This window comes from Mycobacterium basiliense (assembly GCF_900292015.1).
Classification (GTDB): Bacteria; Actinomycetota; Actinomycetes; order Mycobacteriales; family Mycobacteriaceae; genus Mycobacterium; species Mycobacterium basiliense.
Genome location: NZ_LR130759.1, coordinates 3,113,462 through 3,126,313, shown reverse-complemented (window position 1 = coordinate 3,126,313; position 12,852 = coordinate 3,113,462). Strand labels below are relative to the sequence as shown.

At 60.4% G+C, this 12,852-nt stretch carries 1 protein-coding gene; it reads right to left on the bottom strand.

The features are described from left to right. Positions 1 to 10: 10 nt before the first annotated feature. A complete protein-coding gene (locus MB901379_RS24635; RefSeq protein ID WP_158017108.1) occupies positions 11 to 12,838 on the bottom strand; it encodes a type I polyketide synthase in 12,828 nt (4,275 codons plus the stop codon). Positions 12,839 to 12,852 lie beyond the last annotated feature (14 nt).

Genomic DNA, 12,852 nt, shown 5'->3' with positions numbered 1-12,852 from the left:
GATTTTCCTATCAATTCTCGTATGTTGCGGTTACGTTCACGAGGTCATCAAGTGTCATGTCTGAACCGGTTGGTTCGTCGTCTTGCTGGGGTTGGTCCTGATCACCAACCATTCCAAGAAGGATCTCGAGGACCCCTTCTGCTCTTAATCGTCTGACCGGAATGGATGCAACGAGGCGCTGGATCTCGGCATCCCGCGCGTCCTCATCTGAGCGAGTGTTCGGACTGCTACTTCCAAAGTGTTGGCCAAGGTGGTCGGCTACCGCGGTTGGGGTGGGGTAGTCGAAGATTAGGGTGGGTGAAAGGGTTAGTCCGGTAGTGGTTTTGAGGCGGTTGCGCAGTTCGACTGCGGTTAGGGAGTCAAATCCTAGGTCTTGAAACGCTCGTTCGGGTGTGATGTTTTGGGGGTCGGGGTGGCCTAACACCGCCGCTATTTCTGCACACACCAACTCCACCAGTAGGCGGTGTTGCTCGTCAGGTGAAAGTCCGTCGAGGCGCTGCGTTAGCTTCGAAATCGATTGGGTTGCAGCGTCGGTGTTTGTGATGAGGCGTCGTCGGGGGTGGTGGATCAGGTTGGTGAACAGTGGGGGTAGTTGTTGGTTGGTCACCGGGTTGGCCAGTGCGCTTCGGTCTAGCCGTGCGGCCATGACCACGGGGTGGTCGGTTAGGAGTGCGGTGTCGAAGAGTTCGACGGCTTGGTGGGCGGTCATGGCGGTGATTCCGCCGCGGTTGATTCGTGAGACCTCGTGTCCGCTTAGATGGGCGGTCATGGTGCTGGTTTGTTCCCATAGTCCCCATGCCAGTGATAGTGCGGGGAGTCCGGTTGCTCGGCGTGAGGTGGCTAGTGCGTCGAGAAAGGTGTTGGCTGCTGCGTAGTTGGCTTGTCCTGGGTTGCCGAGTATTCCGGCCATTGAGGAACACAGCACAAACAGTGATAGTGCTGAATTACGGGTTGCTTGATGCAGATTCCATGCGGCGTCGACTTTGGCGGCTAACACTGTGTTGAGGCGTTGGGGGGTCAGTGAGGTGATCACTGCGTCATCGAGAGTGCCCGCGGCATGGATCACTCCGGTCAGTGGTGGCCAGTGCTGGTCTAGCTGAGTCATCAACTGAGTTAGCGCGTCGGGGTCGGCCACGTCACAGGCCAATACCTCGACCCGGGTGGCTCCGGCCTGGTGCAGTGATGCCACCAACGCGGTTGACCCCGGTGCACTATCTCCAGAGCGGCTGACCAACACCACATGACCCACCCCGTAGGCGCTAACGACATGGCGGGCCAACACCGCACCGACCATCCCGGTCCCCCCGGTGACCAACACCGTGCCTTGAGCCAGGGTGTCGGTCCACGTTGCGGGCATGGTCAACACCACCTTGCCGACATGACGCGCCTGGCTGACAAACCGGTAAGCCTCTGGCGCACAGCGCACATCCCAGCTACGCATCGGCAACAACTGCAGTGCCCCAGCCTCAAACAACTCGATCACCTCGACCAACATCTGGCGGATGCGCGCCGGGTGGACGTCGGGCAGATTCAGCACCCGATAGACCACGCCGGGGTGCTCGGTGGCGATCAGTTGTGGATCACGGATATCGGTCCTGCCCATTTCGATAAACCGTCCCCCACTGGCTAGTAGGCGCAGTGAGGCATCGTTGAACTCCCCGGCCAGCGCGTTGAGCACCACGTCGACGCCGCGCCCGCCGGTGGTCTCCATGAACTTTTGCTCGAATTCCAGGGTGCGTGAATCACCGATGTGGTCATCATCAAACCCCATGGCGCGCAGCGTGTCCCACTTACCGCGGCTGGCGGTGACAAACACCTGCGCCCCCCAATGGCGGGCCAGCTGCACCGCGGCCATACCCACCCCGCCGGTACCGGCATGAATCAGCACCGACTCCCCCGGCTGCAGCGCAGCCAGATCGGCTAACCCGTACCAAGCCGTCAAGAACGCCACGGGCACCGTCGCGGCCTGGGCAAACGACCACTCCGACGGCATCGTGACCACCACCCGCTGATCGACGACCGCCAACGGACCCACCCCAGTGATCAACCCGAGCACCCGATCACCAACGGCTACATCGGTCACCTCGGGCCCAACCTCCACCACCACCCCGGCACCCTCCCCACCCAGCGCCAGAGCCGGATCGGACACCACCGCCAGGGCCATCAACACATCCCGGAAATTGACCCCGACCGCGCTGACCGCCACCCGTAGTTGGCCCGCCTGCAGCGGCGCCTGGGCCGGCGGGTACGGCCGTATCGTCAGATCCTGCAGTGTGCCGCTACCCCCGGCGGTCAGCGCCCAGCCTGACTCCCCCGCTGGCAACGCCAGCAGCGGAGAAACCGGGGTTAGTCGTGGGGCGTATGTGGTGTGGTTGCGGATGAGTAGTTGTGGTTCTGTGGTGTTGATTAGGTTGGCCCAGTCGGTGTTGGTGTGGTCGGTGGTGTCGGTGTCGATCAACACGATTTGGCCGGGGTGTTCGTTTTGGGCGGAGCGGATGAGGCCCCATAGTGCGGCTGCGGCGAGGTCGGTGGTGTCCTCGTCGGGTAGTCCCACTGCGTGGTGGGTCACTATTACCAGTGTGGTGGTGGGGTGGGATTGTGTTGAGTTAAGCCATTGTTGGACGGTGTTTAGTGCGGTGTGGGTGGCGTGGTAGACCGATTCCACTGGTGGTGTGGTGGTGGTGGGTGGGTATTCCCAGATGACGATGTGGTGGTTGTCGGTGGTGGGGGTGGTGGTGTGGAAGGTGTTCCAGGACATCACCACGGGTTGTTCGGCATTGTCAGTGTTGTCAGCACTGTGGGTGGTGGTGATGGGTGTCCAGATTAGGTGTAGGAGGTCTTGAGCGGATCGGGCTGTTGGTGTGGTGGTGAGTTGTTCGGTGTTGATTGGGCGGGTGATGAGTTTGTCGACGGTGAGGACCGTTGTTCCGTTGGTGTCGCTGAGGTGTAGTGAGATCGTTTGATCGGGTTGGTTGTTTTTTGGCAGGTTCAGGTGTGCTCGGAGTTGGGATGCGCCTGTGGCGTGCAGTGTTACTCCGGTCCAGGAGAACGGTAAAAGGATGGGGCTGATACCGGCGTCGGCGTCGGCGTCGGTGTCGGTGTCGGTGTCGGTGTCGGTGTCGGTGGTGGTGGTGTCGGTGTCGGTGGTGGTGGTGGTGGTGAGTGCTGCGGTGTGTAGTACGGCGTCGAGGAGTGCGGGGTGGATCCCGTATCCGTGGGTGTCGATGTCGGTGTTGTCGGGGATGGTGATTTCGGCGAATATTTCTTGGTCGCGTTGCCAGAGTGCGCTGAGTCCTTGAAACGCTGGCCCGTAGTGGTAGCCGTGTTGGGCTAGTTGTGGGTAGGCGTCGTTGATGTTGATGGGTCGTGCGTTGGTGGGGGGCCATACCGATAGGTCGGTATGGGTTGTTGTGGTGGGTCTTTGGGGTCCTACGGTGGCTTGGGCGTGCAGGGTCCATGGGGTTTGGGGTTGTTCGGTGCGCGAATACACCGTTACCGTGTGTTGGCTGGTTTCGTCGGCGGTGTTGATGAGTACTTGGATCTGTGTTGCGGTGTCGGGGGGAAGTACTAACGGTGTGGTGAGTATTAATTCCTCGATGACGGTGGCGCCGACTTCGTCGGCGGCGCGGATGACCAGGTCGAGGAATCCGGTGCCGGGGAAGAGCACCACTCCTGCTACGGCGTGATCGGTGAGCCAGGGGTGGGTTGTGTGGGATAGTCGCCCGGTCAGGATGACTTCGTCGGTTTCGGGGTGGTGGATTACCGCGCCTAAGAGGGGGTGTTGGGCTGCTCGCAGGCCCAGTCCGGTCGGGTCAGACGTGGTTGTTGTGTTGGGTTGTAGCCAGTAGCGGCGTCGTTGGAAGGCGTAGGTGGGCAAGGGTATTTGGTGTCCACTGGTGAGCAGGGAGCGCCAGTTGATTTCTACCCCGCTGGTGAAGGCTTGGCTTGCTGATAGCCAGAACCGATCCAGTCCGCCCTCGTCTCGGCCTAGGGTGGGTAGTACTGCGGTGTCGTGGTGTTCTTTGTTGGTGAGGGTTTCTGCGATGGCGGCCAGTAGTACCGGGTGTGGGCTGGTTTCGATGAATACTCGATAACCCTGTTGTGCGGCTGTGTGTATGGCTTGTTCGAGTTGTACGGTTTGGCGCAGGTTGGCAAACCAATACCGGGCGTCGAGTTTGGTGGTGTCGAGTGGTTGGCCGGTTACGGTGGAGATCAGTTCGATCTGGCTAGATTGTGGTGTGATGCCATCTAGGGCGGCTATTAGCGGCTTTTTGAGTGTGTCGACCTGTGCTGAGTGTGAGGCGTAGTCGACTTCGATGTGACGGGCTCGTATTCCAGCGGTCTCGGCGGTTTGGATCAGTTGTGTGATGGCCTGGGGGTGACCGGAGATGACTACGGTGTTGGTGCCGTTGACCGCGGCGAGGGCGAGGTGATCTGTCGAGTCGGTCAACAATTGTTGTGCTTGGTCGGGGCCGCAGGCCAGGGAGGCCATCGCGCCTGTGCCGGCTAGGGTCATTAACAGTCGACTGCGAGTGGCGATTACCGCTGCGGCGTCTTCGAGTGAGAGTGCGCCGGCGATATAGGCTGCTGCGATTTCGCCTTGGGAATGGCCGATCACGGCATCGGGTGTGACTCCTACCGAGGCCCATAGCTGGGCCAGTGAGACCATCAGTGCCCATAACACGGGTTGGATCACATCGACGCGGTCTAGCTGGTGGGTATCATCGACGCCGCGGATGACGTCCAACAATGACCAGTCCACCCAGGGTGTTAACGCGTGTTCGCAGCGGGTCATCGCGTCGGCGAAAACTGGTGATGTTTCCAGTAATTGAACGCCCATGCCTAGCCATTGTGAGCCTTGGCCGGGGAAGACCATTACGGTTTTGGTGGTCGGTAGGGCTTGTCCGACGGTCAGGTTGGTGGTGGGTTGGTTGTTGGCTAGTGCGGTTAATCCGGTCAGTAGGGTGTGCTGGTCTGTGCCCAGGATTACTGCGCGGTGGTCAAAGGTTGATCGTTGGGTCAGTGTCCAGCCCACGTCGTGGGGGTGGGGTTGGGGGTTGGTGGTCAAAAAGTTTACGAGTCGTTGGGCTTGGTGGGTTAGTGCTGCCGCTGATTTGGCGGATAGTACCCATGGCAGTAGCGCTGACTTGTTGGGTGTGGGTTGTTCTGTTGTGGGTGGGGTTTGGGTGGTGGTGGTGGGTTCTTCGAGGATGATGTGTGCGTTGGTGCCGCTGATTCCAAATGAGGACACGCCGGCTCGGCGTGGATGATTGTTGGTGTGCCAGGGGCGGGGTTCGGTCAGTAATTGCACGTGGCCGCTTGACCAGTCCACGTGTGGGGAGGGTTGGTCGATGTGCAGGCTGGCCGGTAGCGTCGTGTGGCGCATGGCTTGGATCATTTTGATCACTCCGGCGATCCCGGCTGCGGCTTGGGTGTGGCCCATGTTGGATTTGATTGATCCCAACCACAGTGGTCGTTGGGGGTCGCGGTCTTGGCCGTAAGTCGCCAGGATTGCTTGGGCTTCAATGGGATCGCCTAACACCGTGCCGGTGCCATGAGCTTCTAACGCATCTACCTCGGCTGGGGATAACCCGGCATTGGCTAACGCGGCCCGGATCACCCGCTGCTGAGAGGGGCCGTTCGGTGCAGTCAAGCCATTGCTAGCGCCGTCTTGATTGACCGCACTACCACGCACCACCGCTAACACTTCATGACCAAGACGGTGAGCATCCGATAACCGCTCCACCACCACTACCCCGACGCCCTCACCCCAGCCGGTCCCATCAGCACCCGCGGCAAAGGGTTTGCAGCGCCCATCGGCGGCCATCACCCGCTGCCGGGCGAACCCGACAAAGCCTGCTGGGGTGGCCATTACCGTCACTCCACCGGCTAACGCTAAATCGCACTCCCCCGAACGCAACGACTGGATCGCCCAATGCAGCGCCACCAACGACGAGGAACACGCGGTATCCACCGACACCGCAGGACCTTCCAACCCCAACACATACGCCACCCGCCCCGAGGCCACACTCAAGGCCTGGCCGGTCACCCAATACCCTTCTGCCTCCTCGGTAACCGCGTTCCCATACCCCGGCTGCCCGACGATGCCGGTGAACACCCCGGTCGATGAGCCTCGCAGAGTCATGGGGTTAATGCCGGTGTTTTCTAGGGCTTCCCAGGAGCATTCCAGTAGTAGTCGTTGTTGGGGATCCATTGCTAATGCTTCTGCGGGTGTGATCCCGAAGAACCCGGCGTCGAAATCTCCGGCGTCATGTATGAATCCGCCGTAGCGGGTGTAGGTTTTGCCCACCTGGTCGGGGTCGGGGTCATAGAGGTGTTCGAGGTCCCAGCCCCGGTCGGTGGGGAACTGTGAGATTACATCGCGGCTGTTGGCCAGCATGTCCCATAGGCCCGTGGGTGAGTGGACTCCACCGGGGAATCGGCATCCCATGCCGACGATCGCTATTGGCTCGTCGATGCTGGGCTGTGTTCGTGTTGGCGTGGTGATCGGTTCGGTTAGCCCCGTTAGTTGTTGGTCGAGGTGGTCGGCTACCGCGGTTGGGGTGGGGTAGTCGAAGATTAGGGTGGGTGAAAGGGTTAGTCCGGTAGTGGTTTTGAGGCGGTTGCGTAGTTCGACTGCGGTTAGGGAGTCAAATCCTAGGTCTTGGAATGCTTGTTGGGGTGTGATGTTTTGGGGGTCGGGGTGGCCTAACACCGCGGCTATTTGTGCACACACCAACTCCACCAACACCTGATGGCGTTCGGTAGTGGTTAGTCCATGTAGGCGCTGCGTTAGCTTCGAAATCGATTGGTTTGCAGCGTCGGTGTTTGTGATGAGGCGTCGTCGGGGGTGGTGGATCAGGTTGGTGAACAGTGGGGGTAGTTGTTGGTTGGTCACCGGGTTGGCCAGTGCGCTTCGGTCTAGCCGTGCGGCCATGACCACGGGGTGGTCGGTTAGGAGTGCGGTGTCGAAGAGTTCGACGGCTTGGTGGGCGGTCATGGCGGTGATTCCGCCGCGGTTGATTCGTGAGACCTCGTGTCCGCTTAGATGGGCGGTCATGGTGCTGGTTTGTTCCCATAGTCCCCATGCCAGTGATAGTGCGGGGAGTCCGGTTGCTCGGCGTGAGGTGGCTAGTGCGTCGAGAAAGGTGTTGGCTGCTGCGTAGTTGGCTTGTCCTGGGTTGCCGAGTATTCCGGCCATTGAGGAACACAGCACAAACAGTGATAGTGCTGAATTACGGGTTGCTTGATGCAGATTCCATGCGGCGTCGACTTTGGCGGCTAACACTGTGTTGAGGCGTTGGGGGGTCAGTGAGGTGATCACTGCGTCATCGAGAGTGCCCGCGGCATGGATCACTCCGGTCAGTGGTGGCCAGTGCTGGTCTAGCTGAGTCATCAACTGAGTTAGCGCGTCGGGGTCGGCCACGTCACAGGCCAATACCTCGACCCGGGTGGCTCCGGCCTGGTGCAGTGATGCCACCAACGCGGTTGACCCCGGTGCACTATCTCCAGAGCGGCTGACCAACACCACATGACCCACCCCGTAGGCGCTAACGACATGGCGGGCCAACACCGCACCGACCATCCCGGTCCCCCCGGTGACCAACACCGTGCCTTGAGCCAGGGTGTCGGTCCACGTTGCGGGCATGGTCAACACCACCTTGCCGACATGACGCGCCTGGCTGACAAACCGGTAAGCCTCTGGCGCACAGCGCACATCCCAGCTACGCATCGGCAACAACTGCAGTGCCCCAGCCTCAAACAACTCGATCACCTCGACCAACATCTGGCGGATGCGCGCCAAGCCAGCCTCGGGCAGATCAAACGCCTGGTAGGTGACGCCGGGGTGTTCGGTGGCGATCAGTTGTGGATCACGGATATCGGTCTTGCCCATTTCGATAAACCGTCCCCCACTGGCTAGTAGGCGCAGTGAGGCATCGTTGAACTCCCCGGCCAGCGCGTTGAGCACCACGTCGACGCCGCGCCCGCCGGTGGTCTCCATGAACTTTTGCTCGAATTCCAGGGTGCGTGAATCACCGATGTGGTCATCATCAAACCCCATGGCGCGCAGCGTGTCCCACTTACCGCGGCTGGCGGTGACAAACACCTGCGCCCCCCAATGGCGGGCCAGCTGCACCGCGGCCATACCCACCCCGCCGGTACCGGCATGAATCAGCACCGACTCCCCCGGCTGCAGCGCAGCCAGATCGGCTAACCCGTACCAAGCCGTCAAGAACGCCACGGGCACCGTCGCGGCCTGGGCAAACGACCACTCCGACGGCATCGTGACCACCACCCGCTGATCGACGACCGCCAACGGACCCACCCCAGTGATCAACCCGAGCACCCGATCACCAACGGCTACATCGGTCACCTCGGGCCCAACCTCCACCACCACCCCGGCACCCTCCCCACCCAGCGCCAGAGCCGGATCGGACACCACCGCCAGGGCCATCAACACATCCCGGAAATTGACCCCGACCGCGCTGACCGCCACCCGTAGTTGGCCCGCCTGCAGCGGCGCCTGGGCCGGCGGGTACGGCCGTATCGTCAGATCCTGCAGTGTGCCGCTACCCCCGGCGGTCAGCGCCCAGCCTGACTCCCCCGCTGGCAACGCCAGCAGCGGAGAAACCGGGGTTAGTCGTGGGGCGTATGTGGTGTGGTTGCGGATGAGTAGTTGTGGTTCTGTGGTGTTGATTAGGTTGGCCCAGTCGGTGTTGGTGTGGTCGGTGGTGTCGGTGTCGATCAACACGATTTGGCCGGGGTGTTCGTTTTGGGCGGAGCGGATGAGGCCCCATAGTGCGGCTGCGGCGAGGTCGGTGGTGTCCTCGTCGGGTAGTCCCACTGCGTGGTGGGTCACTATTACCAGTGTGGTGGTGGGGTGGGATTGTGTTGAGTTAAGCCATTGTTGGACGGTGTTTAGTGCGGTGTGGGTGGCGTGGTAGACCGATTCCACTGGTGGTGTGGTGGTGGTGGGTGGGTATTCCCAGATGACGATGTGGTGGTTGTCGGTGGTGGGGGTGGTGGTGTGGAAGGTGTTCCAGGACATCACCACGGGTTGTTCGGCATTGTCAGTGTTGTCAGCACTGTGGGTGGTGGTGATGGGTGTCCAGATTAGGTGTAGGAGGTCTTGAGCGGATCGGGCTGTTGGTGTGGTGGTGAGTTGTTCGGTGTTGATTGGGCGGGTGATGAGTTTGTCGACGGTGAGGACCGTTGTTCCGTTGGTGTCGCTGAGGTGTAGTGAGATCGTTTGATCGGGTTGGTTGTTTTTTGGCAGGTTCAGGTGTGCTCGGAGTTGGGATGCGCCTGTGGCGTGCAGTGTTACTCCGGTCCAGGAGAACGGTAAAAGGATGGGGCTGATACCGGCGTCGGCGTCGGCGTCGGTGTCGGTGTCGGTGTCGGTGTCGGTGTCGGTGGTGGTGGTGTCGGTGTCGGTGGTGGTGGTGGTGGTGAGTGCTGCGGTGTGTAGTACGGCGTCGAGGAGTGCGGGGTGGATCCCGTATCCGTGGGTGTCGATGTCGGTGTTGTCGGGGATGGTGATTTCGGCGAATATTTCTTGGTCGCGTTGCCAGAGTGCGCTGAGTCCTTGAAACGCTGGCCCGTAGTGGTAGCCGTGTTGGGCTAGTTGTGGGTAGGCGTCGTTGATGTTGATGGGTCGTGCGTTGGTGGGGGGCCATACCGATAGGTCGGTATGGGTTGTTGTGGTGGGTCTTTGGGGTCCTACGGTGGCTTGGGCGTGCAGGGTCCATGGGGTTTGGGGTTGTTCGGTGCGCGAATACACCGTTACCGTGTGTTGGCTGGTTTCGTCGGCGGTGTTGATGAGTACTTGGATCTGTGTTGCGGTGTCGGGGGGAAGTACTAACGGTGTGGTGAGTATTAATTCCTCGATGACGGTGGCGCCGACTTCGTCGGCGGCGCGGATGACCAGGTCGAGGAATCCGGTGCCGGGGAAGAGCACCACTCCTGCTACGGCGTGATCGGTGAGCCAGGGGTGGGTTGTGTGGGATAGTCGCCCGGTCAGGATGACTTCGTCGGTTTCGGGGTGGTGGATTACCGCGCCTAAGAGGGGGTGTTGGGCTGCTCGCAGGCCCAGTCCGGTCGGGTCAGACGTGGTTGTTGTGTTGGGTTGTAGCCAGTAGCGGCGTCGTTGGAAGGCGTAGGTGGGCAAGGGTATTTGGTGTCCACTGGTGAGCAGGGAGCGCCAGTTGATTTCTACCCCGCTGGTGAAGGCTTGGCTTGCTGTGGTGAGCAGTGAGGTGAGTTCGGGGTGGTTTTTGGTTAGTCCGGTGGTGATTACCGGTTGTGTTGGTGTTGATGATTGTTCTATTGCCGTGGTTAGTCCGCTTGCTGGGCCGGTCTCTAGGAAGTGTGTTACTCCGTGGTTTTGTAGGTAGTGGATGCTTTGGCTGAAGCGGACGGGTTGGCGGATGTGCTCGACCCAGTATTGGGCTGAGGCGAACTGGGGTCCGGCTGGTTGTGCGGTGATGTTGGAAATCACGGGGATTTGTGGTGGGTTGATTGTGGTGTGGGTGGCTAGGCGTTCGAATTCGTCGAGTATCGGTTCCATCAACGGGGAGTGAAACGCGTGGGAGACGGCCAGTCGTCGTGTTCGGCGTCCTTGGGTTGTCATCTGTTCTGCGATGGCGTGTACTGCTGCTTGGTGGCCGGAAATGACGATCGAGTCGGGGGCATTGATTGCCGCGATCGCTACCCCGGTTGGGAGTAAGGGCTCGATCTCTTCGGTGGTGGCGTTGATTGCGATCATGGCTCCACCGGTGGGCAGGGTCTGCATCAATCGGCCTCGGGCAGCGACTAGCATCGCGGCGTCGTTGAGTGATAACACGCCGGCGGCGTAGGCGGCGCTGAACTCCCCCACCGAATGACCCATCACGAAATCGGCGGTTAGGCCCCAGTGTTGTAACACCGTAAACAGGGCTGTTTCCACCGCGAACAGTGCTGGTTGGGAAAATTCGGTGCTATCTAACAACCCCGTATCGGTCCCCCAGAGCACTTCACGTAACGGCAACCGTAAATGCGTGTCGAGGGCCTCAGTGATCTCATCGAAGGCCTGTGTGAACACCGGCAACTGGTCATAGAGCTGCGTGCCCATGCCTAGCCATTGTGAGCCTTGGCCGGGGAAGACCATTACGGTTTTGGTGGTCGGTAGGGCTTGTCCGACGGTCAGGTTGGTGGTGGGTTGGTTGTTGGCTAGTGCGGTTAATCCGGTCAGTAGGGTGTGCTGGTCTGTGCCCAGGATTACTGCGCGGTGGTCAAAGGTTGATCGTTGGGTCAGTGTCCAGCCCACGTCGTGGGGGTGGGGTTGGGGGTTGGTGGTCAAAAAGTTTACGAGTCGTTGGGCTTGGTGGGTTAGTGCTGCCGCTGATTTGGCGGATAGTACCCATGGCAGTAGCGCTGACTTGTTGGGTGTGGGTTGTTCTGTTGTGGGTGGGGTTTGGGTGGTGGTGGTGGGTTCTTCGAGGATGATGTGTGCGTTGGTGCCGCTGATTCCAAATGAGGACACGCCGGCTCGGCGTGGATGATTGTTGGTGTGCCAGGGGCGGGGTTCGGTCAGTAATTGCACGTGGCCGCTTGACCAGTCCACGTGTGGGGAGGGTTGGTCGATGTGCAGGCTGGCCGGTAGCGTCGTGTGGCGCATGGCTTGGATCATTTTGATCACTCCGGCGATCCCGGCTGCGGCTTGGGTGTGGCCCATGTTGGATTTGATTGATCCCAACCACAGTGGTCGTTGGGGGTCGCGGTCTTGGCCGTAAGTCGCCAGGATTGCTTGGGCTTCAATGGGATCGCCTAACACCGTGCCGGTGCCATGAGCTTCTAACGCATCTACCTCGGCTGGGGATAACCCGGCATTGGCTAACGCGGCCCGGATCACCCGCTGCTGAGAGGGGCCGTTAGGTGCAGTCAAGCCATTGCTAGCGCCGTCTTGATTGACCGCACTACCACGCACCACCGCTAACACTTCATGACCAAGACGGTGAGCATCCGATAACCGCTCCAGCACCACCATGCCAACACCCTCGGCAAGCCCTACGCCGTTAGCGGCGTCGGCGAAGGGTTTGCAGCGCCCATCGGCGGCTAGTCCGCGTTGCCGGGAAAACCCGACAAAGCCTGCTGGGGTGGCCATTACCGTCACTCCACCGGCCAACGCCATCGAACATTCGCCACCACGCAACGCTTTGCAGGCTTCATGTAGCGCCACCAACGACGAGGAACACGCGGTATCCACCGACAGCGCAGGGCCGACGAAACCGAATACATATGCGAGCCGGCCCGATAACACACTGCCTTCAGTGCTGGTCAGCCAGTAGTTTTCTACCGATTGGTCAAAGGCTTCATAGCGGGAGTTCATCGCGCCGACAAAAATTCCGGTTTGGCTGCCGTGCAACGAGTGTGGGTTAATGCCGGTGTTTTCTAGGGCTTCCCAGGAGCATTCCAGTAGTAGTCGTTGTTGGGGATCCATTGCTAATGCTTCTGCGGGTGTGATCCCGAAGAACCCGGCGTCGAAATCGCCGGCGTCATATACGAATCCGCCGTAGCGGGTGTAGGTTTTGCCCACCTGGTCGGGGTCAGGGTCAAACAACCCCTCCACATCCCAGCCCCGATCAGTGGGGAACTCCGACACCACATCACGGGCGCCGGCCACCAGATTCCACAACCGTTCCGGCGAGTCTGCCCCACCCGGGAACCGGCACCCCATCCCCACGATCGCCACAGGTTCAGAGGACCGCGACATCAAAGCGCGATTCTGCTGTTTCAGAAAGTCTATCTGTGCAAGGGCTTTTTGAAGGGCTTTCGTGGCCCTGACAAGTTGTGGGTCCATTTGTTGGGTCTGCC

Excerpts from the sequence above, each read along its gene's own strand:
- MB901379_RS24635 (WP_158017108.1), bottom strand. The coding sequence starts at position 12,838 with ATGGACCCACAACTTGTCAGGGCCACGAAAGCCCTTCAAAAAGCCCTT.